Source organism: Pseudomonas sp. A014 (genome assembly GCF_052378495.1).
Classification (GTDB): domain Bacteria; phylum Pseudomonadota; class Gammaproteobacteria; order Pseudomonadales; family Pseudomonadaceae; genus Aquipseudomonas; species Aquipseudomonas machongensis.
This window is the reverse complement of the sequence record NZ_CP199001.1, coordinates 2,454,286-2,480,247: the sequence shown is the minus strand read 5'-3', so window position 1 is coordinate 2,480,247 and position 25,962 is coordinate 2,454,286. Positions and strand designations below refer to the sequence as shown.

General features: G+C 63.6%; 25 protein-coding genes and 1 pseudogene. 7 read left to right on the top strand and 19 right to left on the bottom strand.

The window, feature by feature from the left end; all coding sequences use genetic code 11:
• Nucleotides 1-63 precede the first annotated feature (63 nt).
• The 5 genes from ligD (at nucleotide 64) to ACTYOL_RS11245 (ending at nucleotide 5,147) form a co-directional block, all read left to right on the top strand.
• Nucleotides 64-2,535 carry a DNA ligase D gene (gene ligD / locus ACTYOL_RS11265; RefSeq protein ID WP_444757933.1) on the top strand — a complete coding sequence of 824 codons (2,472 nt, stop codon included), beginning with the start codon at nucleotides 64-66 and terminating at the stop codon, nucleotides 2,533-2,535.
• On the top strand, nucleotides 2,535-2,783 hold the full coding sequence (locus tag ACTYOL_RS11260; protein ID WP_153773909.1) for a hypothetical protein: 249 nt from the start codon (nucleotides 2,535-2,537) through the stop codon (nucleotides 2,781-2,783). Before ligD ends, ACTYOL_RS11260 begins: the two co-directional genes overlap by 1 nt.
• Entirely contained in the window at nucleotides 2,780-3,820 is a 1,041-nt protein-coding gene (locus ACTYOL_RS11255; protein ID WP_444757932.1) for an acyl-CoA dehydrogenase, read from the top strand. The genes ACTYOL_RS11260 and ACTYOL_RS11255 overlap by 4 nt, the downstream gene beginning before the upstream one ends.
• Nucleotides 3,821-3,888: 68 nt before the next feature.
• The gene (locus tag ACTYOL_RS11250; RefSeq protein WP_197889561.1) at nucleotides 3,889-4,488 is read left to right on the top strand and encodes a class I SAM-dependent methyltransferase; all 600 of its coding nucleotides are present in this window, start codon (nucleotides 3,889-3,891) and stop codon (nucleotides 4,486-4,488) included.
• Nucleotides 4,485-5,147 (top strand): glycosyltransferase, encoded by a 663-nt coding sequence (locus tag ACTYOL_RS11245; RefSeq protein ID WP_153773911.1) that lies wholly within the window; start codon nucleotides 4,485-4,487, stop codon nucleotides 5,145-5,147. Before ACTYOL_RS11250 ends, ACTYOL_RS11245 begins: the two co-directional genes overlap by 4 nt.
• Before the next feature lie 16 nt (nucleotides 5,148-5,163).
• Here the strand turns inward: ACTYOL_RS11245 and ku are convergent, their stop codons facing one another.
• From ku to ACTYOL_RS11195, 10 genes are all read right to left on the bottom strand, one after another.
• Entirely contained in the window at nucleotides 5,164-6,000 is an 837-nt protein-coding gene (gene ku / locus ACTYOL_RS11240; RefSeq protein ID WP_063544596.1) for a non-homologous end joining protein Ku, read from the bottom strand.
• Nucleotides 6,001-6,009: 9 nt separating this feature from the next.
• Nucleotides 6,010-6,147 carry a PSPA7_2676 family Cys-rich small protein gene (locus tag ACTYOL_RS11235; protein ID WP_172964775.1) on the bottom strand — a complete coding sequence of 46 codons (138 nt, stop codon included), beginning with the start codon at nucleotides 6,145-6,147 and terminating at the stop codon, nucleotides 6,010-6,012.
• Between the two features lie 80 nt (nucleotides 6,148-6,227).
• Nucleotides 6,228-7,133 (bottom strand): SDR family oxidoreductase, encoded by a 906-nt coding sequence (locus ACTYOL_RS11230; RefSeq protein ID WP_054894170.1) that lies wholly within the window; start codon nucleotides 7,131-7,133, stop codon nucleotides 6,228-6,230.
• Between the two features lie 85 nt (nucleotides 7,134-7,218).
• Nucleotides 7,219-8,343 (bottom strand): carboxylate-amine ligase, encoded by a 1,125-nt coding sequence (locus tag ACTYOL_RS11225; RefSeq protein WP_444757931.1) that lies wholly within the window; start codon nucleotides 8,341-8,343, stop codon nucleotides 7,219-7,221.
• A 5-nt stretch (nucleotides 8,344-8,348) separates the two neighbouring features.
• Nucleotides 8,349-9,302, bottom strand: a complete 954-nt coding sequence (locus tag ACTYOL_RS11220; RefSeq protein WP_444757930.1) for a methyltransferase — start codon at nucleotides 9,300-9,302, stop codon at nucleotides 8,349-8,351.
• Complete coding sequence (locus tag ACTYOL_RS11215) at nucleotides 9,302-10,627, bottom strand: iron-containing redox enzyme family protein (RefSeq protein WP_444758145.1); 1,326 nt, start codon at nucleotides 10,625-10,627, stop codon at nucleotides 9,302-9,304. Before ACTYOL_RS11215 ends, ACTYOL_RS11220 begins: the two co-directional genes overlap by 1 nt.
• 14 nt (nucleotides 10,628-10,641) lie before the next feature.
• Complete coding sequence (locus ACTYOL_RS11210; protein ID WP_054894166.1) at nucleotides 10,642-10,827, bottom strand: hypothetical protein; 186 nt, start codon at nucleotides 10,825-10,827, stop codon at nucleotides 10,642-10,644.
• Nucleotides 10,828-10,953: 126 nt separating this feature from the next.
• Nucleotides 10,954-11,463 (bottom strand): flavin reductase family protein, encoded by a 510-nt coding sequence (locus ACTYOL_RS11205; RefSeq protein WP_444757929.1) that lies wholly within the window; start codon nucleotides 11,461-11,463, stop codon nucleotides 10,954-10,956.
• Between the two features lie 78 nt (nucleotides 11,464-11,541).
• Nucleotides 11,542-12,573 carry a methionine synthase gene (locus tag ACTYOL_RS11200; RefSeq protein WP_197889556.1) on the bottom strand — a complete coding sequence of 344 codons (1,032 nt, stop codon included), beginning with the start codon at nucleotides 12,571-12,573 and terminating at the stop codon, nucleotides 11,542-11,544.
• A 29-nt stretch (nucleotides 12,574-12,602) separates the two neighbouring features.
• Nucleotides 12,603-13,586, bottom strand: coding sequence for a DUF1852 domain-containing protein (locus ACTYOL_RS11195; RefSeq protein ID WP_153773917.1), 984 nt, complete (start codon nucleotides 13,584-13,586; stop codon nucleotides 12,603-12,605).
• Nucleotides 13,587-13,874: 288 nt separating this feature from the next.
• Here ACTYOL_RS11195 and ACTYOL_RS11190 point away from each other — a divergent pair, with 288 nt between their 5' ends.
• The gene (locus tag ACTYOL_RS11190; RefSeq protein WP_153773918.1) at nucleotides 13,875-15,011 is read left to right on the top strand and encodes an MFS transporter; all 1,137 of its coding nucleotides are present in this window, start codon (nucleotides 13,875-13,877) and stop codon (nucleotides 15,009-15,011) included.
• Between the two features lie 15 nt (nucleotides 15,012-15,026).
• On the opposite strand, the gene ACTYOL_RS11185 is transcribed toward ACTYOL_RS11190, so the two are convergent.
• Nucleotides 15,027-16,457, bottom strand: a complete 1,431-nt coding sequence (locus tag ACTYOL_RS11185; protein ID WP_444758144.1) for an aldehyde dehydrogenase — start codon at nucleotides 16,455-16,457, stop codon at nucleotides 15,027-15,029.
• A 104-nt stretch (nucleotides 16,458-16,561) separates the two neighbouring features.
• Complete coding sequence (locus tag ACTYOL_RS11180) at nucleotides 16,562-17,944, bottom strand: aspartate aminotransferase family protein (protein ID WP_153773920.1); 1,383 nt, start codon at nucleotides 17,942-17,944, stop codon at nucleotides 16,562-16,564.
• Nucleotides 17,945-18,316: 372 nt separating this feature from the next.
• Here ACTYOL_RS11180 and ACTYOL_RS11175 point away from each other — a divergent pair, with 372 nt between their 5' ends.
• Nucleotides 18,317-19,687 (top strand): APC family permease, encoded by a 1,371-nt coding sequence (locus ACTYOL_RS11175; protein ID WP_153773921.1) that lies wholly within the window; start codon nucleotides 18,317-18,319, stop codon nucleotides 19,685-19,687.
• Nucleotides 19,688-19,745: 58 nt separating this feature from the next.
• On the opposite strand, the gene ACTYOL_RS11170 is transcribed toward ACTYOL_RS11175, so the two are convergent.
• From ACTYOL_RS11170 to pstS, 7 genes and pseudogenes are all read right to left on the bottom strand, one after another.
• Nucleotides 19,746-20,549: a helix-turn-helix domain-containing protein gene (locus ACTYOL_RS11170; protein WP_112898045.1), complete on the bottom strand. Its 804-nt coding sequence runs from the start codon at nucleotides 20,547-20,549 to the stop codon at nucleotides 19,746-19,748.
• Between the two features lie 153 nt (nucleotides 20,550-20,702).
• Nucleotides 20,703-21,323: a hypothetical protein gene (locus tag ACTYOL_RS11165; protein ID WP_371926302.1), complete on the bottom strand. Its 621-nt coding sequence runs from the start codon at nucleotides 21,321-21,323 to the stop codon at nucleotides 20,703-20,705.
• Nucleotides 21,323-22,021, bottom strand: a complete 699-nt coding sequence (locus tag ACTYOL_RS11160; RefSeq protein WP_153773923.1) for a hypothetical protein — start codon at nucleotides 22,019-22,021, stop codon at nucleotides 21,323-21,325. Before ACTYOL_RS11160 ends, ACTYOL_RS11165 begins: the two co-directional genes overlap by 1 nt.
• 97 nt (nucleotides 22,022-22,118) lie before the next feature.
• Entirely contained in the window at nucleotides 22,119-22,880 is a 762-nt protein-coding gene (gene pstB, locus ACTYOL_RS11155) for a phosphate ABC transporter ATP-binding protein PstB (protein WP_054894178.1), read from the bottom strand.
• A 74-nt stretch (nucleotides 22,881-22,954) separates the two neighbouring features.
• A pseudogene (gene pstA / locus ACTYOL_RS11150) lies at nucleotides 22,955-23,831 on the bottom strand (phosphate ABC transporter permease PstA).
• Complete coding sequence (gene pstC, locus ACTYOL_RS11145) at nucleotides 23,831-24,796, bottom strand: phosphate ABC transporter permease subunit PstC (RefSeq protein ID WP_054894154.1); 966 nt, start codon at nucleotides 24,794-24,796, stop codon at nucleotides 23,831-23,833. Before pstC ends, pstA begins: the two are co-directional and overlap by 1 nt.
• A gap of 71 nt (nucleotides 24,797-24,867) precedes the next feature.
• Nucleotides 24,868-25,896 (bottom strand): phosphate ABC transporter substrate-binding protein PstS, encoded by a 1,029-nt coding sequence (gene pstS, locus ACTYOL_RS11140; RefSeq protein ID WP_444757928.1) that lies wholly within the window; start codon nucleotides 25,894-25,896, stop codon nucleotides 24,868-24,870.
• Nucleotides 25,897-25,962: the final 66 nt, after the last annotated feature.

Genomic DNA, 25,962 nt, shown 5'->3' with positions numbered 1-25,962 from the left:
TGAACTCCGCGCCGCCTCGCCGCCTCCCAATCTTGAGACCCGCGAACCCTCCCGGAGCCCGCCATGGCCAAGCCCCTGCAGGAGTACCATCGCAAGCGCGACTTCAACGCCACATCCGAACCGGTGGGCACACACGCCAGAACACGGTCGGGCCACGCGCTGCAGTACTGCATTCAGAAACACGACGCCAGCCACTTGCACTACGACTTCCGCCTGGAACTCGACGGCACCTTGAAAAGCTGGGCGATCCCCAAGGGACCCTCCCTTGACCCGAAGGTCCGGCGCCTGGCGGTGCATGTCGAGGACCACCCGCTGGACTATGCCAACTTCGAAGGGCACATCCCGGAGGGTCACTACGGCGCTGGCGATGTGATCGTCTGGGACCGGGGTATCTGGGAGCCCGAAGGCGATCCGCATCAAGCCTATGCCAAAGGCAAGCTGCGCTTTCGCCTGCAGGGCGAGAAGCTGTCGGGGGTCTGGAACCTGTTCCGCACCCAGCTGGCCGGCAAGAAGGAACAATGGATGCTGGTCAAGTCAAATGACGGGCAAGCGCGCAGCGAGGTCGACTACAGCATCGTCGAAGCCCTGCCCGACAGCGTCCTCAGCGAGCGCAGCCTGCCGCCAAAGCGTCCGGCCAAGACAACCTCCGCTACCCCGCGCAAGCACAAGGCCCGCGCCAAAGCCCTGCCCGACAAGCTCCAGCCGCAACTGGCCACCTTGGTCGACTCCCCGCCCAGCGGCGACTGGCGCTATGAAGTCAAGTTCGATGGCTACCGCATCCTGGCGCGCATCGACGGTGACGACGTACGTCTGTTCACCCGCAATGGCCACGACTGGAGTGCGAAGATGCCCCGTCAGGTCGAGGCGCTCAAGGCGCTTGGGCTCGACGCCGCGTGGCTGGATGGCGAAATGGTGGTGGTCGATGACAACGGTGTCGCCGATTTCCAGGCGTTGCAGAATGCCTTCGACACCGAGCACGACGAACGCATCACCTATTACCTGTTCGACCTGCCCTGGCTGGGGCGCGAAGACCTGCGCGAACTACCGCTGAAGGCGCGTCGGGACACCTTGGCCCGGCTGCTGGAAGATAATGCATCGCCGATGCTCAGGTACTCCGCAGACTTCGAGGAACCGGTCGACTCGCTGCTCGACAGCGCCTGCCGGCTGGAGCTGGAGGGCCTGATCGGCAAGCGCGCCGACAGCCCCTACGTGGGGCGACGCAGCAGCGACTGGATCAAGCTCAAGTGCAAGCAGCGCCAGGAATTCGTGATCGTCGGCTACACCGACCCCAAAGGCAGCCGCCAGGGTTTCGGCGCCCTGCTGCTGGCCCTGCATGACCACGATAGCGGTCAGCTGCGCTACGCCGGCAAAGTCGGCACCGGCTTCAGCGCCGCCACCCTGGACAGCATCCTCGCCCGCCTGAAGCCGCTGCGGGTCGCCAAAGCGCCGTTACCCAGCCCCCCCTCCGGCGCCGAAGCCCGCGGGGTGCACTGGCTCAAGCCGCACCTGCTGGCAGAAGTGGCCTATGCCCAGATGACCCGCGAAGGCATCGTGCGCCACGCGGTGTTCCGCGGCCTGCGCGACGACAAGCCCGCCACCGCCATCGATCTGGAGAAAGCGATGCCCGCCAAGCGCGCAGCACAGCCACAACCCGAGGGCCTGGACAACCTGCGCCTGACCCACCCAGACCGCGTGGTCGACGCAACCATCGGTGCAACCAAGCGACAGGTCGCCGAGTACTACGCGCAGGTCGCCGACTGGCTGCTGCCACAGCTCAAGGATCGGCCCGTCGCCCTGGTCCGGGCACCGGATGGCCTGGCTGGCGAGCTGTTCTTCCAGAAGAATGCCGGCCAGCTGCATATTCCCAAGGTGCTCAGCTACAGCAAGGCCCAGGCCGGCCAGGCGGCCATGGTGCTCAACCGCGCCGACAGCCTGCTCGGCGCGGTACAGATGAACACCCTCGAACTGCACACCTGGAACGCCACCAACAAGGACTTCGACAAGCCCGACCGCTTCGTGCTCGACCTGGACCCTGATCCCACGCTGCCCTGGAAAGCCATGCTCGAAGCCACCCAACTGACCCTGACCCTGCTCGATGAACTGGGCCTGAAGGTCTTTCTCAAGACCAGCGGCGGCAAGGGGATGCACCTGGTCGTGCCGCTGACCCGGCGTGCTGGCTGGGACGAGGTGAAGGACTTCAGCCATGCGTTGGTCGAGCACATGGCCAGGCTCTTCCCTGATCGCCTCAGCGCGGTTTCCGGCCCGAAGAACCGCGTCGGGCGGATCTTCATCGACTACCTGCGCAACGGCAAGGGCGCGACCACCGTGGCGGCCTATTCGCTGCGCGCTCGTGAAGGTCTGCCGGTTTCGGTGCCGATCTGGCGCGAAGAGCTGAGCCAGCTCAAAGGCGCCGATCAATGGAACATCGGCAACCTGCACGAGCGCCTTGCGCAGGTCGAGGACCCTTGGTCCGAGATGGCCAGCACCCGCCAGTCGATTACCGCGCGCATGCGCAAGCAACTGGGGATCGACTGATGGAGCGAATGCTGGATCTGCTGCAATGGCCCGCCATGCTGCTGACCATCGCGGCGGCATGGTGCATCGGCTCGCGCCGCCCGCGACGCAGACGCATCGGCTTCTGCTGCTTCATCGCCAGCAATGTGCTGTGGGTGGTCTGGGGCTGGCAGGTACAAGCCTGGGCACTGATCGTCCTGCAGTTCTGCCTATGCGTCATGAACCTGCGTGGCTGGAAGAAGAACACCCAAGGAGCGCCAAGCCCATGAGCATCGCCCATGACTTCGACCTGGAGCGCCTCGATCACCTGTTACGCCCTTTCAGCGCGCGAGCGCAGGCCATCGACCTCGACGCCCAGTTGCCAAAGCTGCTGCACCTGCTGCAGGCCGATCATCTCGACCGACTGCCACGGCCTGGCCAGGGGCGCACCCTGGAGCGCTGGAGGACCCTGGCGCGGGTCGCCGGTTGCGACCTGACCCTGGCCAAGCTCTACGAGGGCCACACGGACGCCTTGGCAATCCTCAGCGAATGCGCCGCCGAGCACCACGCCGGCGACGGGATCTGGGGCGTGTGGGCCGCCGAGCCACCGGGTGCCCGCACGCGCATCGTTGCCCGCGACGGCGATCAAGTCCGGCTGCAAGGCTGCAAAGCCTGGTGTTCGGGTGCGTTGCAGATTGATCGCGCGCTGGTGACCGCCTGGGAAGGCGAGCAACCACAGTTGGTGGCCATCGAGCTGTCCCATCCCAGCCAGCGCATTCAGGCCGAGCACTGGCAGGCGGTGGGCATGGCCACCACCGCCAGTGTCACCCTCGCATTCGATGATTCGCCGGGCCTGGCGATCGGCGCGCCCGGCCAATATCTGTCCCGCCCAGGATTCTGGCAAGGCGGCGCTGGCATCGCCGCCTGCTGGTATGGCGCGGCCGAAGCCCTCGCGGATTACCTGCGCGAACACTGCGCTAAACCTCGGCCCGACCCGCACGCCGACGCCCACCTGGGCGCGGTGGATGCCGCCTTGCTCGGGGCCCGCGCCGCCCTGCGCGAATGCGCCGCCTGGATCGACCGGCACCCTCAGGACGATGCCAGTTTCCAGGTGCGCCGCACCCGCGCTCATGTCGAGCACGCGGTCGAGCAGGTCATTCGGCATGTCGGCCGAGCGCTGGGCGCCACGCCGTTCTGCCGCAGCAGCCATTTCGCCCGGCTCAGCGCCGACCTGCCGGTATACCTGCGCCAAAGTCACGCGGAGCGCGACCTCGCCGAATTGGGCCAGCAACTGACCGGCATGCCGGCAGGGGCATGGCAACTTTGACCAGCATCTGCCTCAGCCGACCACCGGCTGCAACCTTTGGAACCGGTCTTGCCCTCAACGGAGTCACCATGAGCCTCGATGCGCAGTATTTCGCCGACCTGTATGCCGGCAACGATGACCCATGGGCCTTTCGTACCCGCTGGTACGAACGGCGCAAACGCGAGCTGACCCTGGCCAGCCTGCCCCGCCAGTGCTACGAACGCGTGTTCGAGCCGGCGTGTGCCAACGGCGAGCTCAGTGTGCTGCTGGCCGAGCGCTGCGCCGACCTGCTATGCCAGGACATCGACGCCACCGCCGTGGCGCTGGCCCGCCAGCGACTGGCGGGCGTAAGCCACGCCCGCGTCGAGCAAGGGCACCTGCCGGGCGACTGGCCCGGCGGACAGTTCGACTTGATCGTGCTCAGCGAAATTGGCTACTACCTCGATCCCACCGACTGGCTGCAGGTGATCGAACAATCGGTGGCCAGCCTGACCTACGACGGCGGCCTGCTGGTGTGCCACTGGCGCCATCCCATCGCCGGTTGCCCCCAGGATGGCCGTGAGGTCCACGCCCTGCTTGCCCGGCATCTGCCGCTGTACCCGCTGTTACGCCACGAGGAGGCGGATTTCCTGCTCGAATACTGGTCGTGCCAACCCAGCGTCGTGGACCTGGACGAGACCTGCCTATGATCGCCGTCATCATTCCCGCCCACAACGAAGCCCGCCGCCTCGGGCACTGCCTGCGCGCCGTCAAGCGGGCGGTGGCACGGGCCGAGGCGGCGGGCCTGGTGGTCGAGGTGCTGGTGGTGCTCGATCGCTGCATCGACGCCAGCGCACGCATCGCCCGCCGCCATGGCGTGCACACTCTGGAGCTGCAGGCCGGCAACGTCGGCATTGCCCGGCGCCTGGGCGCAGAGTGGATGATCGAGCGCGGTGCGCAGTGGCTGGCCTTTACCGACGCCGACAGTCGCGTGCCGGAGCACTGGCTGGTGTCGCAGTTGCAATGGCACGCCGACGCAGTCTGCGGCACCGTGCACATCGAGCGCTGGCAGCCTTGGCAGAACGCCGCGCTGCGTCAGCTATACCGCAGCCGTTACCAGGCTCGGGACGGGCACCGGCACATCCATGGCGCGAACCTCGGCGTGTGTGCCAAGGCCTATGAGCGCGCCGGCGGATTCCAACCATTGCCAGCCGATGAAGACGTGCAACTGGTGCTGGCCTTGGAAGCCAGTGGCGCGCATATCGTCTGGACCGCAGCGCACAGCGTGGCCACCAGCAGTCGGCGGGACAGCCGCGCCCGCCAAGGCTTCGGCGATTATCTGAGCGCGTTGGAGGGACTGGTGCAGTAGCGTTCGCAACACCCAACTACGACGCTTTGCGCGGTCGCTTGCTCGCCGGCTTCTTCGCCTTGGTCTTGCCGCCAAGGCTGCGCTTGAGCAGCTCGGTGAGGTCGATGATGTCGGCGCCCTTCTCCGCCGTTGTCCCCTCACCTTTGTCCACCGTCGCGATCTTGCCTTTGCTGGCCTTCTCTTCAACCAGGTCGAGGATGGTCTGGCGGAACGCGTCGTGGTACTCGTCTGGCTTCCATGGCCCACTCATGTCCTCCACCAGTTTCTTGGCCATGTCCAGTTCGCGCTTGTCGATCTTGGTGTCGGTCACGCTCTTGTCCAGCTCCAGCGACTCCAAGCCACGGACTTCCTCGGGCCAGCGCAGGGTAATCAGCACCAGCGCATCCTCCAGCGGGCGCAACAGCGCCAGGTGCTGGCGGGTGTGCAGCACCACGGTGGCCAAGGCCACCTTGCCGGTGCTGTGCAAGGTCTCGCGCAACAAGGCATAGACCTTGCCGCCACGACGGTCGGGGCTCAGGTAGTAAGGCGTGTCGAACTGTTGCAGCGGGATCTCACCGGCGTCGACGAAGGAAAAAATATCGATGGTCTGGGTCGCCTCGGGCCGCGCCTTGCGAATCTCCTCTTCGCTGATCACCACATAGCGGCCCTTCTCGTACTCCACACCTTTGACGATGTGTTCCTTGTCGATCTCCTTGCCAGTCACCTTGTTCACCCGCTTGTAGCCCACCGGCTCCATGCTGCGCTTGTCGAGCCAGTCGAAATCCACGCGCTCGGTGCGAACGGCGGTATTGAGAGAGACAGGGATATGCACGAGGCCGAAGCTGATCGCGCCTTTCCAGATTGCCCGGGCCATGGTCGGTTCCTACGCATCGAATGGTTGGCCGGGCTGGCTGTAGCGCAGCGCGCCGCAGCGTTCGCAGCACTGGCAGTCAAGCCCGGCGATTTCACGGATCAACAGGCTGCGCCACTGGCAGCCACGCAGCAGGCAGACGAGTTTCATCAGCCACCTCCCTGGCCCGCATGAAGGGCCTCTTACAATGACTGACTGCGCGGCGCGGCCAAGGTTTACTCGACTTTGCCCTATGGGAGTGGATCGCCGCCGGTGACGCCGAACACCTCACCGGTGATATAGCTCGACTCCTGGCTGGCAAGCAGTACGTACAAAGGCGCGCACTCGGCGGGCTGGCCCGGGCGTTTCATCGGGGTATGCCCACCGAAGTCGGGGATCTTTTCCGGTGGTTGGCCGCCACTGGGCTGCAGCACGGTCCAGATCGGGCCCGGGGCCACCGCGTTGACGCGGATGCCGCGCTCGATCACCTGCTTGGCCAGCGCCTTGGTGAAGGCCACGATGGCCGCCTTGGTGGTGGCGTAGTCCAGCAGCGTCGCCGAGGGCTGGTAGGACTGGATCGAGGCGGTGTTGATGATGGTCGCTCCGGCCGGCATCAGCGGCACTGCTGCCTGGCACAGCCAGAACAAGGCGTAGACGTTGGTCTTGAGGGTGTGATCGAACTGCTCATGGGTGATCTGGCCAATGTCCTTGCGCGCCTCCTGCTTGCCGGCCACGTTGACCAGGATATCCAGGCCGCCGAGCTGTTCGTGGGCCTGGTCCACCAACTGGCTACAGAAGCGCGGGTCCTTGAGATCACCGGGAAGCGCCACGGCCTTGCGGCCTTCGCGCTCGATCAGCTGGACCACTTCACGGGCATCTCGCTCCTCCGTGGGCAGGTAGTTGAGCGCAATGTCGGCACCCTCGCGGGCGAAGGCGATGGCCACGGCGCGTCCGATACCCGAGTCGGCGCCAGTGATCAGGGCGCGACGTCCGGCCAGGCGCCCGAAACCCTTGTAAGTGGTTTCACCGTGGTCGGGCTTGGGCTGCATGTGCGCATCCAGGCCCGGAGCGGCTTGGCCCTGGGCCGGAAAAGGCGGATGGGGGTATTGGGTCAAGGGGTTTTGCAGGGTGAACTGATCCTGGGGCTTGCTGGGCATGGGTTAGACTCCTTCTGGTTTGGCTGGGTGTTGCCTGATCGCGAATCACACTGCGTTCGAGGCAAACGATCTGCGGATGGTTTACTCAACCCATCCCGGGCACCGACAACTGGTGCTCCATCACCTGTTTCACCACGTTGCGCATCGCCTGTCGGTCATTCAGGCCCTGCTCGCGGGCCAGCGCATAGGTGTCACGCTGGTGGTCGGCACTGGTGCCGTCGCGCAGGATGCGCCGGGCGTGCATGAAGGCACGGTCAGCGTCGGCGGTGTCGGGCGGACATTGCATCTGCAGTTGCGTCAGCCAGCCTTCGGCGCTCACCGCCTGTTGGTCGTGCACGCCGATGAAAGTGCCCCGGCGGCCCTCACGCAGGGCGCGCCAATAGTTTTCGTGGGTGATCCAGCGCATTTCACGGCTGGCGATAGCGTCGTTGCGCTCCACTGCATGCTCGACGAGATGGCGAAACAGCGCGGCGATGGCCAAGGCATCGTCCAGCCGGGGGCAGCCATCGCAGATGCGCAGCTCGACTGTCGGAAACCGCCGCGAGGGCCTGATCGCCCACCAGAAGTCACCATCCTCGGCCAGGCTGCCAGTGCGTTGCAGCAGCGCCCGGTAACGCTCGTAGGCGCGCCAGTCCGGTAGCGGTTCGGGCAGCCCCATGTGCGGCCACTCCCCGCACACCACGCGTCGGTAGCTCATGTAGCCGGTGTCCTGTCCGCCCCAGTACGCAGAGGAGGTGCTGAGTGTCAGCAGCAGGGGTAACCAGTACAGCACCCGGTTGATCACCTGCATGCGATCGACGCCCTGCGGCACGCCGACATGCACGTGCAGGCCGTTCAACAGGCTGCGTCGGGCCACCAGCCGGTAATCGTCGAACAGCTGGCGGTAGTGGGGGGTTTCCCGCGGGAGCTGGCGCAGCCATTGGGCACTGGGGTGGCTCCCCGCGCCGTAGAAGCCGACGCCCTCGCCCGCCAATGCCTGACTCAGGCGCTGGCGCTGCTCGGTGAAAAAATCACGGGCCTGGTGCAGCGTATCGAACACCGGCGAGGCGATCTCCACCTGGCTGCGAAACATCTCCTCGGCGAACCATGGCCCCAGCGCATCGCGGCAACAGCGGGCCACGGCCGAGGGCGGCGCGGCCATGACCCGCCCCGTGGCCAGAGCCACCAACAGGTATTCCTCCTCGATGCCGAACGTGCAAGGCCGCGCCATGGGCATCAGCCTCGGCGGGTGACGGTCAGGGCCACGGCGGCGATGCGTTCGACCTGCTCGTATCCTGGCTCGAGCAGCTGCTCGCCGAACACGTCGGGGTCCAATTCCCGGTAGGACCAGCCGAACGCAGGCCCGGCCAGGCGCAGGCGAACGGCTTCGAGCAGCGCGTCGCGCCCCTCGACGATGGCGACACCGGTGTACAGCAGCAACGTGCCGCCGACCGACAGCCGCTCACAGGCCTGCTCGACAATCCGTAGCGACAGTTCGGCGCCCAGCGCGCCACCCCCGTGGCGGTAGGCGCGCTCGCCGACGTCGAGCATATAGGGTGGGTTGGCGACGATCAGGTCGAACGTCCCGGCGATGCCGTCGAGCAAATCGCTGAGCTCTACCGAGACATTGGCCACCCCGGCCAGCGCGGCATTGACAGCGGTGTGACGCAAGGCCACAGGGTTGATGTCCACCGCAGTGACCTGCGCATGCTGCGCGGCTCGGGCGATCAGCAACGCGCCGACGCCACTGCCGCAACCAATGTCGACGGCATGCTGCACACGCTGGGGGCTGTGCTGCAGATGATCCTGGATCACCTGGGCGAAGCGGTAGCTGTCCGGGCCGAAGAACACCGCGTCGCGGCTGTCGGTCGGCCAGGCGGAGTGCACCAGCAGCAGGTCGTCCAGGTTCGACCAGCGCACCCTGCTGCGCCACAGCGTACCCTGTGACTCCAGCACGCCGGCGATACGCAACTGCTCCAGTTCGTCGGCGCTGAGCAGCGACGCTTCGAACGGTCGACTCCAGCCAAACACATCGCGCAGGGTTCGAGCCTGGTGCGCTTCGCTACGCGCATTGACCCTGGCCTGGGTCGCCGGGGTCACGCAGGTGAAACGATAGCCGTCGGCGCGCAGCCGACGTCCCAGCTGGAGCAATGCCTCGTCGGCACGCTTCTGGTCTTGGTCGAGCAGCATCAGTTCGGCCCTCCGCTCATCAACCCGGTAGCCTGGATGAATGCGCGGGTGGCGCGCAGGCCCTGGGGCGTGGAATGTCGATTGCCGGCCATCGCTTCGATCAGCGCAGCCATGTCCGCCGCCTGCGCTTGGCCGGGCGCCTCTTCCTCCAGTTGCAACGCCTGCTCCCACTGCCCCGGCGGCACTCGACGCATCGCAGCACCCTGCCAGGTGCCGGCGATCCAGTCGTGCCAGAGCTGCTTTTCATAGGCATCGAACACACCGAACATGGCCGCCACCGGACCGTCGATCAGCGCCCAGAAGCGGCTCTGCCTGGGGTCGCTGTGACGCTTGATCCAACCCTGGGCTTGCAGTGCATCCAGAAAACCGGGCATCGCACCGGGTTCGGCGAGCCACTGATTGATGGTGCGCCCTTGCAGGCGGCATCTGTCCGAATGCATGCACTGCCCGTAGACACGTTTGCGTTCCAACGCGCCGAGCAACTCGGCCTGCAGGTCGAACGAAGCGATCAGCGACGGTGTGTCGATACCCAGGTCATTGAGCCGATAGCCATGCCGGACACGCTCGTAGAACGCCGGCCCCTGGTCCTGGCCGAGTTCGGTGAAGCACTCCAGGGCGCGCCGCGCATGACCGCTCGCAGCATTGTCGATGGTCACATGCAACTGGAAGTAATGAGCGTCGATGCCCAGCTCGGCCAACTCATGGGTGGTGATCAGCAGGTGTAGCGGGGGCTGCTCATACCCCAGGTTGTAACCGATCACTTCCGGCAGGAAGCGCTCGCAGTGCTGCCCCAGGGCCAGTTGCAGCGTGCCCTGCAGGTAACGTTCAGCGGCCAGCGGTGCGCTCTGCAGGCAGCCAAGACGGCTGAGCAGGCGCTGGTAGATCAGCACGTGGTTGCGGCGCAGGTCGCCATCACCCAGCTCTTCGAGGAAGGTGCGAATCAACCCATGGAACCGTGGGTCGCGCCAGTGCCACAGGGTGCCGTGCAGCCATGCACCATCGACCGCCTTGGTCGGGGCGACCTGCTGCAGAAACCACAAGGCCTGCGCCCGGTTGTGGAAGTACCGGCGTGGGGCCCCTTGACGCCGTTGTTCAAGATAGGCCGCGTGTTCACTGGCGACCCGCTGCGCATGGGCAGCGGCCCAGTCCGGCAGTTGCCGAGGATCATCCGGCAAGTCGTCCGCCAAGGTGCGGACATGGCTCAACTGCTCGCTCAGCCAGGCCTCGGTTGTCGGGTCACTGCCCTCGAGCAGTGCCCGATAGCGATGTTCAAGGTCATCGGTCACCTTGCTGGTTGCCGCCCTACCCTTTGTCAGCTCCACCATGCCCGCTACCTCGCTCATTGATTTTGCGGTTTGGTCTCGGGGGACGGATTGGTCGTGGGTGTATCGGGCTGCTGCATCTGCAGCGAAGGTTTGCTTGGATCGGCGTCTTTGGCCGGGTGGTCGTTATCGCGGTCGAAACAGCCACCGAGCAAGGTAAAGCAGGCAGTTAGCAGCGCTGTGGCCAGTAGATTGGTTTTCATGGGGGTTCTCGCTTTTTTGTGAGGGCCTACATAAGCGAGTTCGACACACCCTGATGGATTCGTTTTAATTGCGCCGCAACGGATGAGCGGTGCTACGGACGCCAGGCACCCTTTCGCCGCGCAGGCTCAAAACGCGCTCTGTGCGGCGAGATTGCAATATTGCCCCTTGAAATACAGCAAAGGCGTTGCAGCGGCTGCTTCCTGGAGGTTCACCGCTTTCACTTCACCGATCACGATCAGGTGATCGCCCGCAGGATGCTCGGCGTGAATTTCGCAGTCCAGCCAGTGCAGGCTGTCGCGGATGATCGGGTTCCCCAAGGGTGAAATCTGCCATTGCACGCCGTGCCACTTGTCCGTGCCCCGTCGAGCGAACTGGTTGGAGAGGTCGTGCTGCCCACACGCCAGGATATTCACCGCAAAGCGGCCGGCCTGGCGGATCTTGGGGTAGCTGGCCGAATTGGACATGACGCTGAATGACACCAGCGGCGGGCTCATCGACACGCTATAGAACGATTGGCAAGTGAACCCAACCGGCTCGTCATCGAGCCGAGAGGTGATCACCGTGATGCCGGAGGCGTAGTGCCCGAGCGCTTGGCGAAAGCGCGATGGCTCGACAGCCGTACAGGGAAGTGACATGCGTAGATCCTGGATAAGGGGCCGTTCGCAACGGTCAGGGGAGGCCTGAAAGCGTCCGCCTTCGGCCTCCCGAGTTCATCACGCGTTCAACAGTTCTCGCCGAACGATGTCTGCACCCGCCGTCAGTGCCCTCAACTTTCCACTGGCAACCTGACGTGGCAAAGGCGCCATGCCGCAGTTGGTGCAGGGGTAGAGTTTGTCGGCGTCCACGAACTGCAGGGCTTTGCGCAGGGTGTCGGCGACTTCCTCAGGCGTTTCGATGGTCGAGGTGGCCACATCGATGGCCCCGACCATTACTTTCTTGCCGCGAATCAGCTCGATCAGGTCCATGGGCACACGCGAGTTGTGGCATTCCAGCGAAACGATATCGATGCTGGATTTCTGCAACTTGGGGAACGCTTCCTCATATTGCCGCCACTCCGAACCCAAGGTCTTTTTCCAATCGGTGTTGGCCTTGATGCCGTAGCCGTAGCAAATGTGCACCGCGGTTTCACATTTCAGCCCTTCGATGGCCCTCTCCAGGGTGGCCACGCCCCAGTCGTTCACCTCATCGAAGAACACATTGAATGCCGGCTCGTCGAACTGAATGATATCGACGCCTGCAGCTTCCAGTTCCCGGGCTTCCTGGTTGAGAATCCTGGCAAATTCCCATGCCAGTTTTTCGCGGCTTTTATAGTGGCTGTCATACAGCGTGTCGATCATCGTCATGGGCCCCGGCAGCGCCCACTTGATCGGCTGCTGGGTTTGCTGGCGCAGGAACTTGGCGTCCTCGACAAACACAGGCTTCTGCCGAGCCACGGCACCCACGACCGTCGGCACGCTCGCGTCGTAGCGATCACGAATCCTGACCGTTTCCCGCTTCTCGAAATCCACACCGCTCAGGTGCTCGATAAAGGTCGTGACAAAGTGCTGACGGGTTTGCTCGCCATCGCTGACGATATCGATACCGGCGTGCTGCTGCTCTTGCAGCGACAAACGCAAGGCATCTTGCTTGCCCTCGATCAACTCCGCGTCCTGCAACTTCCAGGGGGACCAAAGGGTTTCAGGCTGGGCCAACCAAGAAGGCTTGGGCAGGCTGCCTGCGGTTGAAGTGGGTAACAGCTTTTTCATGACAGATAAACCTTATGCATTTTGTTCAATCAGAGCGCGCACTGGGACGACCACTGTTCAAGCACCGCCTGGTACGGCTTGATGAAGTGTTCTTCGGCGAACTTGCCCTGCTCGATCGCCAGCCGACTGCGCTCTTCACGGTCGTAGACGATGCGCGTCAGTGAGTAATCCTGATGTTCGAGGCTTGGCCGGTAGGCTTTGCCTGCCGAAGAGTTCGCGTTGTAGATCTCCGGCCGATAGATCTTCTGGAAGGTGTCCATCGTGCTGATGGTGCTGATCAGCTCGAGCGGGCTGTAGTCCTCCAGCAGGTCGCCGGCAAAGTAGAAAGCCAAGGGCGCGACGCTGTCAGGCGGCATGAAGTAGCGGACCGTCAGGCCCATTTTCTTGAAGTATTCATCGGTCAAGGAATAGGCGTCCTGCTGGTACTCGACGCCCAATACCGGATGCTGGTTGTCCGTGCGGCGATAGGTCCTGCTGCTCGACACGCTCAGGCAGATCACCGGTGCCTTGGCGAAATGCGTTTTATAAGCACTGGAGTTCACGAACGCCTTGAACAACTTGCCGTGCAAATCGCCGAAGTGCTCGGGAATGCTGAAGTCGGGCTGGCCCTTGTTATGCCCCAGCAACAGCACGCTGAAATCATAATCGCGCACGTAGGACGAGAAGTTGTTGCCAACAATGCCCTCGATACGCGCGTTGGTTTTCTGGTCGACGATCGTCGTCTTCAGCAACTCGATCAGCGGAAGGCTGTGATCGGCCTGCTGGCCTTCCATCGTCATCTCGACAGAAATGATTTCAAGTTCAAGCCTGTAGCGGTCGCCCTCGGGATTGTCCCAGTGCGCCAAGGCATTGAACCGGTTGTCGATCATGCTCAAGGTGTTGCGCAGGTTTTCCTGGCGATTGCGCCCACGGGCCAGGTTGGCAAAGTTTGTCGTGGTACGCGTGTTTTCCGCGGGGCAATAGTCTTCATCGAAACGCGTGCGTTTGATGGCAAAGGTAAATTCGTTGTTCATCGGTCTCTGACATCCTGTTGGGCGGTGATGGCCTGCATCACCTCACCGGGGCAGCGAACGGCTGCCTACCCTGGGGGAAAATTCGATGGGGGGATTGTCAGGATCATCGCACCTTGAGACAAACTCATTTTTTTCGAGATGATCTGCAATTTTATTCATGATCGTTCTGAGCGCTTGCTAAATGGGGTCTGGACGGCGGCCAGCCTTCCCCGACGCCATGACACGGGTGTTACCGGCATGACCCTTGAGGTTATGCTGCGTACCCCCGCCCTTTGCCACGAGACTGTCATGTCGTCCGCTGCCGTACCGGCGCAAACCCTGCGCGCCGACCGAGATTCGCGCAACGCCGCCCAGGTACTCGGCCTGTGCCTGCCCAGTGACGTACTGCTCTATCTGCTACTGCCCATGTACGCTTCGGACTTCGGCGTGACCCTGGTCGAGGCGGGTGTATTGCTGGCGGCCAATCGCCTGGTACGGATCATCGGCTATGGCTGGGTGGTGCGGTTCTATGCACGCCATGGCGATCGTGCGGCGTGCAGCCTGGCGGCCTTTGCCGCAGCGGTGTGTGCACTGGGTAACGCCACCCTTGGCGGATTCGCCGCACTGCTGGTGCTGCGCCTGGTCTGGGGGCTGTGCTTTGCGACCTTCAACCTCAGTACCCAGACGCTCGCCACTGCCGAAGCACAAGGTGCAGCCCGCCGCGCCGGGCGCTCGCGGGCGACCCTGGCCATCGGCCCCATGCTGGCCTTGCCGCTGGGTGCGCTGATGGCCCAGGCCTACGGCCCGCGCGCTGTGTTCTACGTACTGTGCGTCAGTGCCCTGTGCGGCCTGTGGCGTGCCCGCGCCTTGCCTTGCGGCGGCCATGACATTGCCGCGCGCAGCGGTCGGCGTCTGCGCCTGCCAGACAGCATCGCCACCTGGTCCTTCATCGAGGGGGTGACGCTGGACGGCCTGTTCATCTTCGGCCTCTCGCTGTATGCGCAAGTCCATATGGGCGAGTCGGGGGTACTGGTGGCCGGTGTATTGATGGCGGTGCGCTATCTGAGCGAGATGCTCTTCAGCCCCTTTGGCGGACGCCTGGCAGACCGCTTCGGCGCACTGCGCATGTTGGTGGTGCTGTCGCTGGCCACGTCACTGGCGCTGCTGGTATTCGCCAGCCATTGGCTGTTCATCGGCGCCTTCTTCGTGTTGGTGCTGCGCGCCTTGCAGTTGCCGCTGGTGATGACCCTCGTCGCGCTGCGCAATCCACACGCGCGCATTCAGGCGCTGGCCAGCAATGCCGTGTGGCGCGACATCGGCGCCGGGCTCGGGCCGATGCTGGCCGGTGTGCTGCTACCGCAGGTGCCAGCGATCTGGGCTTACGCCGGGGCGGCGCTGGCGGTCGCCGTGGCGGCACTGAACTGTGCCAGGCCGCCACGGCATTGAACGCTGCGCCCGAGATCAGCGCAGCTGGATCCAGGTGGTCTTCAACTGGGTGTACTTGTCGAACGCATGCAGTGACAGGTCACGCCCAAAGCCCGACTGTTTGTAGCCGCCGAACGGGGCGACCACATCGAGCGCATCGACGGTGTTGACCGAAACACTGCCGACCCTGAGCTGTCTGGCAACCCGATGCACGCGGTTGAGGTCGTCGCTCCAGACCGAGGCTGCCAACCCATAGACGCTGTCGTTGGCCAGGCGGATAGCCTCCTCTTCAGTGTCGAAGGCCGTCACTGCGAGCACCGGGCCGAAGACCTCGTCACGCGAAAGCGACGACTGCGGGTCGACATGGGTGAAAATCGTCGGCTCGATGAAGTTGCTGGAGCCGTTGAAGCTGAGTTGACGCCCACCGGCCACCAGAGAGGCCCCCTCCTCGTGTGCACGGCCGATTGCGGCCATGATCTGCGAAGTCTGCTGCGCATCGACGATGGCGCCGGTGCGGCTGCCCGGATCGAGCGGATCACCGGGTTGCCACTCGCGCGCCTTGGCGATCAGACGCGCGATGAACGCGTCATGGATCGAGCGCTGCACGTAAAGTCGCGAGTTGGCCGAGCAGACCTCACCCTGGTTGAAGAAGATGCCGAATGCGGCTTTCTCTGCGGCCAGGTCCAGGTCCTTGCAGTCATCGAACACCAGGTTCGGGCTTTTCCCACCGCACTCCAACCACACCTGTTTCAGGTTCGACTGCGCCGAGTACTGCATGAAGTACTTGCCCACCTGGGTGGAGCCGGTGAATACCAGGCAATCGACATCGGGGTGCAGGCCCAATGCCTTGCCGGCGATCTCGCCCAGCCCCGGCACGACGTTCAACACCCCGTCGGGAATGCCCGCCTCCAGTGCAAGCTCGGCCAGGCGCAGCGCCGAAAGCGGCGACTGTTCGGCAGGCTTGAGCACGACGCTGTTGCCGGCTGCCAAGGCCGGGGCCAGTTTCCAGGCCGCCATGTCCAGCGGGAAGTTCCACGGCACCACGGCTGCGACCACACCGATCGGTTCACGGGTGATGGTGACCACGGCCTCGGCCGCAGTGGGCGCAACCTGGTCGTAGAGTTTGTCGAGCGACTCGCCATACCAGGCGAAGACATGCGCGGCGCCCGGCACATCGATGTTGTAGGCGTCGAGCACCGGCTTGCCCATGTTCAGCGACTCGAGCAGCGCCAGTTCCTCGCGGTGAACAAGCATCAGCTCGGCCAGACGCAGCATCACACGCTTGCGATGGGTCGGCGCCATCCGGGCCCACGGGCCTTGCTCGAACGCCTGCCGAGCACTGGCCACGGCACGGTCTACGTCCTCATCGGAACAGGCGGCGACCCGCGCCAGCAGCTGGTTGGTGGCAGGGTTGATCGCATCGAACGTTGCGCCACCTGTGGCGGCCACGAAGCGGCCGCCGATCATGGCTTGATCGCGAAAAGTCAGGTTGGCGGCTTGATGCCGCCAGTAGGTTGAATCGTGCACGTTGTGCTCCAGGAACCGTGGGTAGGAAAGGTAGCGCAGCCGCTTCAGAGCTTGCCCAGGGCCTGCGCGGTGCGGTCGACCGCTTTGCGGGTCTTCTCCACCAGCTCGTCCAGCTCGCTGTGGTTGGCCACCAGCGCAGGCGCCATGATCATCCGCCCCAAGGTCGAACGAATGATCACCCCCTCTTCGAAGCCGAAAGTCCGACACTGCCAGGCCAGCTCGTTCTCATTGGCGTAGCGCTTGCGGCTGGCCTTGTCTTCGGCGAACTGCAGTGCCGCCACCAGCCCGGCGCCCTGTACCTGGCCAATCAGGGGATGGTTGGCGAACACCTCGCGCAGGATGCGCTGCAGGTAGGGCCCGGTGTCGTCTTTCACCTGGCGGACGATGCCTTCGTCACGCAGGGCCTTGAGGTTGGCAATCGCCACCGCAGCGGCCACCGGGTGCCCGGAATAGGTCAGGCCGTGAGCGAATACCCCGCCGCGCTCGACCAGTGCTTCGGCGATGCGCTTGCTCAGCACCAGCCCGCCCATCGGCACGTAGCCCGAGGTGAGGCCCTTGGCGATCGACAGGGTGTCGGGCTCGAAACCGAAGTATTCGTGGGCGAACCATTCGCCGGTACGACCGAACCCGCCGATCACCTCGTCGGCGCACAGCAGCACGTCGTACTGGCGGCAGATGCGCTGGATTTCCGGCCAGTAGCTTTCTGGCGGGAAGATCATGCCGCCGGCGCCCTGGAACGGCTCGGCGATGAAGCCGGCGACATTCTCGGCCCCAAGCTCAAGGATTTTTTCTTCCAGCTGCAAGGCGCAGCGGCGACCGAACTCGGCCGGACTCAGCTCGCCACCGGCGGCATACCAGTAGGGCTCATCGATGTGCGCCACATCCGGAATCAGCCCGCCCATCTCGTGCATGAACTTCATTCCGCCCAGCGCCGTGGCCGCCAGGGTCGAGCCGTGGTAGCCGTTCCAGCGGCCGATCATGACCTTCTTGTTCGGCTGGCCTAGCACCTGCCAGTAGCGGCGCACGGTACGGATCAGCACCTCGTTGGCCTCGGAGCCGGAGTTGGTGTAGATCGCGTGGCTGTAGTGCCCCGGCAGCAGGCTGAACAGCAGCTCGGACAACTCGATCACCGCCGGATGGGTGGTGTGGAAGAACATGTTGTAGTACGCCAGCTGGTCCATCTGCGCCGCCGCGGCGGCCGTCAGGTCCTTGCGCCCGTAGCCGAGCTGGGTGCACCACAGGCCCGACATACCGTCCAGGTAACGCTTGCCATCGCTGTCCCACAGATGCAGCCGCTCACCGCCGACGATTACCCGTGGGCCTTCGGCGTTGAGCGCCTTCTGGTCGAGGAAGGCATGGATATGGTGTGCAGCATCGGCGGCCTGGTATTCACGGGTCTGGCGTTGGGGTACGAAAGGCGCGTTCATGGGCGGTTTTCCTTGTTGGTATGGAGACGCCACTGAAGCTTGCAGCAGCCAGCAGCGGTGTGAAATCACCCGTTGGGGTGAGGTCTCCAGCCCAGTCAGCGGCTCACCCCAACGGGTGATTTCGAAGACGAATCGGCTATGGGAGCATGCGCCAAGGCCCCCAGATGCGGCCTTACCTTTCGTGCCAGGTCAATAAAGAGAACAACGCCATGAACGCACGCTTCATCACCTCACGTCGCACCCGCTCCCGCCCTCGAGATAGCCACAGCGCCTGAACGAAGGGCCCTCGCCCCGCCTTCAGCCCAATCGCCCTCTCCCTCGACAGTATCGAGCTCGCTCGCATACTGCGGCGTCCTGCATCCGGAGTCAGCCATGCATACAACAACCACAACCGCTGCGCATTCCACGGCACATACGAGCGCTGCCAGTACCCGCTTTCGCAAATCCATGGGCATGACCGCCCTGGTGCTCTTCGGCCTCGCCTACATGGTGCCGCTGGCAGTTTTCTCCGCCTACGGGCTGGTCGCCCAGATCACCAAGGGCCACCTGCCAACCGCCTACCTGCTGACCCTGGGCGCCATGCTCTTCACCGCCTACAGCTACGGCCGCATGGTCCAGGCGCATCCCTACTCGGGCTCGGTCTATACCTACACGCGCAAAGCCTTCGGCGCCCACGCAGGGTTCATGGCGGGGTGGACGCTGCTGCTCGACTACATTTTCCTGCCACTGCTCAGCTACCTGCTGATCGGCATCTACATGTCGGAATACTTCCCGACGGTCCACGCCTGGGTGTGGGTACTGGGCGCCATCGGCGCGGTGACCTTCCTCAACCTGATCGGCATCGAGTCGGTGACCCGGGTCAACGGCATTCTGGTAGTCGCGCAACTGGTATTCATCGTGGTGTTCGTGGCCTTGTCCATCAACAGCCTGTCTACCCAAGTGCAGCCGATATCGCTGACCGCGCCCTTCTACCATGAAGGTTTCAGCGCCTCGGCGATCATGGCCGGCGCTGCCGTGCTGTGCCTGTCGTTCGTGGGCTTCGACGCAGTCTCGACCATGGCCGAGGAAACCAGCGACCCGACCCGGCGCATCCCGCGGGCAATCATGGCGGTGTCGCTGATCGGCGGCCTGCTGTTTCTGGTGGTGTCCTACTTCGCGCAACTGGTGCACCCGGACTGGAGCAGCTTCGCCAACCCGGACTCCGCCCCGGTAGAGGTGATGAACAGCGCAGGCGGGCGCCTGCTGGCCAGCGCCTTTACCGCCACCTATGTGGCAGGCTGCTTCGCCTCGGCAATGGCCTCCCAGGCCAGTGTGTCGCGGGTGCTGTTCGCCATGGGCCGTGACGGCGCCCTGCCCCGTGCCTTCGGCCAACTGGTGACGAAAAAACGCGTCCCGGCCTTCGCAATCCTGGTGGTTGGCCTGGTCTCGCTGAGTGCGCTGTTCATCAGCCTGGACACCGTCGCCAACATGATCAGCTTCGGCGCGCTGTTCGCCTTCTCGGCGGTCAACCTGGCGGTGGTCAAGCACTACCTGGCCGACCAGAAACTGCGCGGTACGGCAAACTGCATGCGTTACGGCCTGATCCCGGGGTTGGGTTTTCTCAGCACGCTGTGGCTGTGGACCAGCCTGTCGAGCATGTCCTTCACCATCGGCCTGTGCTGGATGGCGCTGGGCCTGGTGTTGCTGATCGGCCTTACTCGCGCGTTCCGGGTGAAGCTGCCTGAGTTGCAGATGGCCGATTGACCAGCGTCAGGCTGACCTTGAATGACAACGCCGACGATGACTCGTCGGCGTTTTCGCGTCAGCGCGGCTTGCTCATGTAGCTTTCCAGCGGATCACGCTCCAGCACCCCATGGGCATTGGCCAGCGCATCGATGAACAGGGAAAACAGCTCGGACTGCGTGCCGATGTCGAGCTTGGCGTAGACATGCTTGCGGTGGGACTTGATGGTGTCTTCGGAAACCTTGAGACGCTCGGCCAGCGACTTCGTCGAATGCCCGCGCAGGATGAGCTGGGCAATCCGGCACTCGCGCTCGGTCAGCAAGGACGAACCGAAATTGCTCAAGGCTGCATGTACACGCTGCTCCCAGACCTTCTCCTCGCGCCCGCCACGGCCCTGGTACCCCTCGAAATGCTTGGTCAGCACCGCCAGCACCCACGGGCTGATGCACTTGAAACGCGACTTTGCCGCCTCGTCGAGCTCGTCGGTGAAGGCCAACGACACCGCCAGGCTCAGGCTCTCGTCCAGCTGCAGGAGGTAGTTGATCTCGTCCTCCAGGTGCGAGTGCCGGTAGAACGCCAGGTAGTACTCGCTGAGCTTGAAGTGATCAGGTGCAACATCGGCCAGCGTATAGCAGCCTGAGTCGGACCTTTCCATGCACTGGTCGTAGAACGGATCGAGCAGGTAGAAACCGGACAGGTATCGCCGTACGTTCCCTTCCGGCCGCCATGGGCCGGGTCCATCGCATTCCGACCAGGCCGATGGCAAGCCCTCGCGCGGATAGAGGTAGACCGTGCTGGCCTTGACCGGGCCGACCAAGGCCAGCGCGTCGAACAGCGCCGTGGCGAAACCCTGGGCGCCGATGGCGGCGGTGACTTTCGCCATCGCCTCGAACCACTGGACTGATGAAAGCTGATCGATTTGCACGTCTGTGACCCCTGGAATTCCGCTGATCGGATGGTGCCATGGGCTTGTGCGCCGGGGAATCACCCGTTGGGGTGAGCGGGTCGGGATCGCCGGCCAGACGCTGGCGCACTGTCAGGACAATAGGGCCTCGGAGGATGACTGGACTGGCGCCTGGTGCCTGAGCGGCTGCTGCCAGGCCAGCTTTGCCTGGACATCGACCGCAGCGTCCATGACCTTCTGCGCCCAGTTCTTATCCTTGGGGCAGACCACGACAACACGAAAACCATGGTCGTCGCCTTCGATGCGCACGCCTTCGGAATCATCGACATGCAGGTCGATATCGAATGCCGGCGGGAATTTCGAGGGAGGGTTTTCAAGACCGTTGACGTTCAGCACGTGCTGGTGCCGATCGCTGTTGACCACGCCATCGACGCGGATGCCGTAGAGCAACAGCCAACGACGGATGTAGGAAGGTGTGCGGCCGGACGAGGTATAGATCCAGACGCTATAGCCCTGGCGGCGCAGATCGCGAATCAGCGCGCGGGTGCCGATGCGCAGCGGCTCGCCCAGCCAACGATGAACGAAGCCCGGCAGCTTGCTGTGCTCTTCGGGGCTGTGGTGCGGCAGGCAAGCCAGCGTGTCGTCGATGTCGAACGAGATACGCACCCGCGGGCGCCTGAAGGCCCGGGTAACGCCCTGCCAGGCCTGGCGGCTGCCGGCGCGCCATTGCTTGAGCATCGGATAGCGCCCCATCAGCGAACCTCCCGGCAGGCAGGCGTTGCTGCTTCGCCCAGGAAGAATTTTTCCGGATCGGGCGACTGCGCTTCCAGGAACGCCGCATACTTTTTCTTGATCTTGGGCAATTCGTACAAGGCCTTTACACCATGCTTGGCAGAGTTGCGTATGACCGAGGACGGGTTGAAATAGCCCTCGGCGTTGTCCAGCGTCAGCACGAACGGCGGTAGCCCTGCGCGCATCAGCAGATAACTGACGATGAGCGACCCCGTGCGGTTGTTGCCTTCAATGAACAGCTGCGGCTTGCTCAGGATGCGAACATACACGCCTGCTGCGCGTTTCCACACCGAATCGCTGCCATACGAGCAATACCAGTTGTACAGGTCCTTGATGCCGCCTTCGACGTTGTTGAAGAAGTGTTCTTCGGTGGCGATCAGGTGCTGGGCGAACTCCACTCGACGTTCAGGATCGCTACCACACAGCACCGTGGCGTTGATCTCCAGCATCAGGTTCAACTGCTGCAGGTCGAACAGGTCGATACCCCGCGCGACATAGTCGTCAATCAGGGCATAGCCTTCAAGCACATTTTGCAGCACCTCATCGGTAAACGGGTCACGCGGTTCGGTAAAGTGCTTGCTGAGCTCGGTGAAACGCCGCTGCACATCCCGCAGTGCACGTTCTACCGCTGACAGGTCAAGACGACGCGTCGCACGCATAAGTAATCTCTGGAAACACTAAAAAAGTAAAAGCGGTCGGACTGTCGCAGCGGCCATCCTGGCCTGCGACATCCAACCGCTTCGGTCGAGTGAACGATCAGCTGAACTTGCCGCTGATGTAGTCACTGGTCAGTTGTTCGCGCGGGTTCTGGAAGATCTGGGTGGTTGGACCCATCTCGACCAGGTAGCCGGTACGCGAGCCTTGCGAGATGTCCACCGAGAAGAACGCGGTGGTGTCGGCAACACGGATCGCCTGCTGCATGTTGTGGGTCACCAGGGCGATGGTGTAGTCCTTCTTGAGCTCCACCATCAGCTCTTCGACGCGCCGGGTCGCGATCGGGTCGAGTGCCGAGCAGGGTTCGTCGAGCAGCAGCACTTCCGGCTCGGTGGCAATGGCACGGGCGATGCACAGGCGCTGCTGCTGCCCGCCGGACAGCGACAGGCCGCTGACCTTGAGCTTGTCCTTCACCTCATCCCACAGCGCTGCACCTTGCAGGGCATGCTTGACGCGGTCGCCCAGGTCGCCCTTGTAGCGGTTCAGGCGCAGGCCGAACGCGACGTTGTCGAAGATGCTCATCGAGAACGGGTTCGGTTGCTGGAACACCATGCCGATGTAGCGGCGCACGACCACAGGGTCCACACCCTTGCCATAGACATCCTGGCCGAGGAAGTGCACGTGGCCTTCGAAACGAAACCCCTTCACCAGGTCGTTCATGCGGTTGAGGCTACGCAGCACGGTACTCTTGCCGCAGCCGGACGGGCCGATGAAACCGGTGATCTTGTTCTTTTCGATCGGTACATGGCTGTCGCGGACCGCCATGAAGTTGCCGTAGAAAATCTTGTCCAGTTTGCAGTCCATGACCACTGGTGCCTGGTTGACCAACGGAGCGGCTCTTTGCGCAGTCGATACGTTCAAGTTGGATGCTCCCGTTCTCAATACTTAGGCTTGCCGAAAACACGGCTGAGAATATTCACGACCAGCACGATCATCACCAGTACCAGCGAGGCCGCCCAGGCGAGCTCCAGCTGGTTGTCGAAAGGCATGCCGGAGAAGTTGTAGATCAGTACCGCCAGCGAGGCCGTGGGGTTCATCACCGCCAGGCTGCCATCGTGGTAGATCCAGTAGTTGCTGAACAATGCGGTGAACAGCAGCGGCGCGGGCCACGGCCAGCATGACGCCCGTAAGGATGGCCGGCATGCCGGTCGGCAGGATGATCTTCCAGATCACCTGGGCGCGGGTACAGCCCATGCCGTAGGCGGCGTCCTTCATGATCTTGGGCACCATCTTCATCGCCTCTTCGGCGGTCAGCACGACGATCGGCAGCATCAGTACTGCCAGCGCCACACCACCGGCCGGTGCGGAATAAGTGCCGGTGGTCATGACCACCAGGGCATAGGCGAACACGCCAGCCAGGATCGACGGCAGGCCGGTCAGCATCTTGGCGGCGAAGCGCGATGCGTTGGCAAGCTTGCTGTCCGGACCGAGCTCAGCGAGGAAGATCGCCGCCAGGATGCCGACCGGCACCGCGATGGCAGCGGCGATACCGACCATGACGAAGGTACCGGCCATGGCGTTGCCGAAACCACCGCCCATCTCGAAGCCGGTGGGCGGCAGCTCGGTGAACACCTCCAGGCTCAGGCGGGCACCGCCGCGGGTGATCAGCATGTAGAGCACGGAAATCAGCGGCACGCTGGCCAGCAGGGCCACGCACCACACCATCGTGGTCAGGGTCAGGCTGCGCAGGGCGCGGCCTTCGAACCGGCGCTGCAGGCTGGGCAATGCAGTTGCAGGGGTCGTGAGGTCGGTCATTATTTATTACCCCGCTGGGCGTAGAGCATGATCAGCGATCCGATGACGTTCACCAGCAGGGTGATGAACATCAGTACCAGCGCCGCGTACATCAGCACCTCGACCTCGTTCGGCCCGGCTTCAGGGAAGTTCAGGGCCAGCAAGGCCGCCAGCGTGTTGGCCGGGGCGAACAGGGAAAGCGTGATGGTGTTGGCGTTGCCCACCAGCATGGCCAGCGCCATGGTCTCGCCAAGGGCACGGCCCAGGCCGAGCACCAGGGAGCCGAAGATGCCAGTGGCGGCAGACGGCACCATCACCTTGAGGATGGCTTCCCAGTGGGTGGTGCCCATGCCGTAGGCTGCCTGCTTGGTCTTCATTGGCACGCTGGTCAGCGCATCCTGGGACACGGCGGCCACGGTGGGCAGAATCATGATGGCGAGCACCAGCGCTGCAGGCAGCAGCCCGGGCCCGCTCAAGGAGGAACCGAAGAACGGAATCCAGCCCAGTTCGCTGTTCAACCATGCGGTCAGCGGACGGATTGCCGGGATCACCACGTAGATGCCCCACAGGCCGTAGACGACGCTGGGGATGGCGGCGAGCAGCTCGACGATGGTGCGGAACACCGCAGCGAGTTTTGCGGGCAGGAAATCCTGGGTGAGGAAAATCGCCATGCTGACACCGAAGAAACCGGCGATCAGCAATGCAATCAGGGCGCTGTAGAGCGTGCCCCAGATCGCCGGCAGAATGCCGTATTTGCCTTGGTTAACGTCCCACACGCTGCCGAAGAGCACATCGAATCCGTGCTTTTCCATACCCGGCAGCGCCTTGCGCCCTACTTCGTAGACCAGCGCAAAGACCAGTGCCAGCACCAGCACCACGCCGATACGTGCAAGTGCACGGAACGTACGGTCGACCAGGAAATCCTTGGTTGACGGCGGCTGGCATGCAGAGTCGGGGTTATCCGGAATGGCAAAAGGTGTGTTCATGGATTATTTCCGGGACAGGGGCAGAGGCGCCCGGCATGCCTGCAAGGCAGGCCGGGCGCAACCTGGCAGTCTTACTGGATGTTCTGAGCCGCTTTGCGCACCTGGTCGACAACCGACTGCGGCAGCGGGATGTAGCCCATCGAGTCGGCGATCTTCTGACCTTCGGTCAGGCTGTACTCGATCATGTCGCGCATGGCCTTGGCCTTGGCGGGGTTGCCGTTGTCCTTGCGGAAGATCATCCAGGTGTAGGAGGTGATCGGGTAGGACTTGGCACCGTCCGGATCAGGCAGCCAGGCCACCAGGTTTTCCGGCATCTTCACCGCAGCCAGTGCTTCGGCACCGCTTTCGGCGTTCGGTACGACATACTGGCCAGCCTTGTTCTGCAGGGCAGCGAAGTCGACCTTGGCCAGCTTGGCGAAGCCGTATTCGATGTAGCCGATGGCGCCCGGGGTCTGGCGTACGGTGGCGGTCACGCCATCGTTCTTCGGCGACTTGATGAACTTGTCGGTCGCCGGCCAGTTCACGGTGTTGCCCTCGCCCAGCGCTTCCTTGAAGGCAGGGTTGATGGCCGACAGGTGCTTGGTGAAGACGGCGGTGGTACCGCTGGAGTCTGCACGCACGACCACGGTGATCGGGGTGGCAGGCAGCTTCAGCTCAGGGTTGGCGGCGGCGATCTTCGGATCGTTCCACTGGGTGATCTTGCCCAGGAAGATGTCGGAGTAGACGTCGCGCGGCAGCTTCAGACCCTTGGGGTTGCCTGGCAGGTTGTAGGCCAGGACGATCTCGCCCGCGGTCATCGGCAGCAACTGAACGCCCTCGCCGACCTTGGCAATTTCTTCGTCTTTCATGGCCGAGTCGCTGGCGGCGAAATCGACGGTCTTGTTCAGGAAGTCCTGGACACCGGCGCCACTGCCCTTGGACTGGTAATCGACGGTGACCCCATCGGTCTTCTTGCTGAAATCCTTGAACCAGGTCAGGTAGATCGGTGCAGGGAAGCTCGCGCCGGAACCGGTCAGGCGGACGTTTTCTGCGGCGAAGGCCGAAGTGGCGCTAAGCGAAACGGCAACGGCGAGTGCAGCAGACTTCATCAGGCGTATCATGGAAAAGCGCTCCGTGTGATGGCCGGAACACTTTGCAGCAGCTGTATTACAACTTTGTGACCATTG

Excerpts from the sequence above, each read along its gene's own strand:
- ACTYOL_RS11160 (WP_153773923.1), bottom strand. The coding sequence starts at position 22,021 with ATGCGTGCGACGCGTCGTCTTGACCTGTCAGCGGTAGAACGTGCACTG.
- pstS (WP_444757928.1), bottom strand. The coding sequence starts at position 25,896 with ATGATACGCCTGATGAAGTCTGCTGCACTCGCCGTTGCCGTTTCGCTT.
- ku (WP_063544596.1), bottom strand. The coding sequence starts at position 6,000 with ATGGCCCGGGCAATCTGGAAAGGCGCGATCAGCTTCGGCCTCGTGCAT.
- ACTYOL_RS11185 (WP_444758144.1), bottom strand. The coding sequence starts at position 16,457 with ATGATCGGCGGCCGCTTCGTGGCCGCCACAGGTGGCGCAACGTTCGAT.
- ACTYOL_RS11220 (WP_444757930.1), bottom strand. The coding sequence starts at position 9,302 with ATGCTGCTCGACCAAGACCAGAAGCGTGCCGACGAGGCATTGCTCCAG.
- ACTYOL_RS11245 (WP_153773911.1), top strand. The coding sequence starts at position 4,485 with ATGATCGCCGTCATCATTCCCGCCCACAACGAAGCCCGCCGCCTCGGG.
- ACTYOL_RS11260 (WP_153773909.1), top strand. The coding sequence starts at position 2,535 with ATGGAGCGAATGCTGGATCTGCTGCAATGGCCCGCCATGCTGCTGACC.
- pstB (WP_054894178.1), bottom strand. The coding sequence starts at position 22,880 with ATGGACTGCAAACTGGACAAGATTTTCTACGGCAACTTCATGGCGGTC.
- ACTYOL_RS11225 (WP_444757931.1), bottom strand. The coding sequence starts at position 8,343 with ATGGCGCGGCCTTGCACGTTCGGCATCGAGGAGGAATACCTGTTGGTG.
- ACTYOL_RS11200 (WP_197889556.1), bottom strand. The coding sequence starts at position 12,573 with ATGAAAAAGCTGTTACCCACTTCAACCGCAGGCAGCCTGCCCAAGCCT.
- ACTYOL_RS11175 (WP_153773921.1), top strand. The coding sequence starts at position 18,317 with ATGCATACAACAACCACAACCGCTGCGCATTCCACGGCACATACGAGC.
- ACTYOL_RS11255 (WP_444757932.1), top strand. The coding sequence starts at position 2,780 with ATGAGCATCGCCCATGACTTCGACCTGGAGCGCCTCGATCACCTGTTA.
- ACTYOL_RS11180 (WP_153773920.1), bottom strand. The coding sequence starts at position 17,944 with ATGAACGCGCCTTTCGTACCCCAACGCCAGACCCGTGAATACCAGGCC.
- ACTYOL_RS11205 (WP_444757929.1), bottom strand. The coding sequence starts at position 11,463 with ATGTCACTTCCCTGTACGGCTGTCGAGCCATCGCGCTTTCGCCAAGCG.
- ACTYOL_RS11165 (WP_371926302.1), bottom strand. The coding sequence starts at position 21,323 with ATGGGGCGCTATCCGATGCTCAAGCAATGGCGCGCCGGCAGCCGCCAG.
- ACTYOL_RS11170 (WP_112898045.1), bottom strand. The coding sequence starts at position 20,549 with ATGGCGAAAGTCACCGCCGCCATCGGCGCCCAGGGTTTCGCCACGGCG.
- ACTYOL_RS11195 (WP_153773917.1), bottom strand. The coding sequence starts at position 13,586 with ATGAACAACGAATTTACCTTTGCCATCAAACGCACGCGTTTCGATGAA.
- ACTYOL_RS11230 (WP_054894170.1), bottom strand. The coding sequence starts at position 7,133 with ATGCCCAGCAAGCCCCAGGATCAGTTCACCCTGCAAAACCCCTTGACC.
- ACTYOL_RS11250 (WP_197889561.1), top strand. The coding sequence starts at position 3,889 with ATGAGCCTCGATGCGCAGTATTTCGCCGACCTGTATGCCGGCAACGAT.
- pstC (WP_054894154.1), bottom strand. The coding sequence starts at position 24,796 with ATGAACACACCTTTTGCCATTCCGGATAACCCCGACTCTGCATGCCAG.
- ACTYOL_RS11215 (WP_444758145.1), bottom strand. The coding sequence starts at position 10,627 with ATGGTGGAGCTGACAAAGGGTAGGGCGGCAACCAGCAAGGTGACCGAT.
- ACTYOL_RS11190 (WP_153773918.1), top strand. The coding sequence starts at position 13,875 with ATGTCGTCCGCTGCCGTACCGGCGCAAACCCTGCGCGCCGACCGAGAT.
- ACTYOL_RS11235 (WP_172964775.1), bottom strand. The coding sequence starts at position 6,147 with ATGAAACTCGTCTGCCTGCTGCGTGGCTGCCAGTGGCGCAGCCTGTTG.
- ligD (WP_444757933.1), top strand. The coding sequence starts at position 64 with ATGGCCAAGCCCCTGCAGGAGTACCATCGCAAGCGCGACTTCAACGCC.
- ACTYOL_RS11210 (WP_054894166.1), bottom strand. The coding sequence starts at position 10,827 with ATGAAAACCAATCTACTGGCCACAGCGCTGCTAACTGCCTGCTTTACC.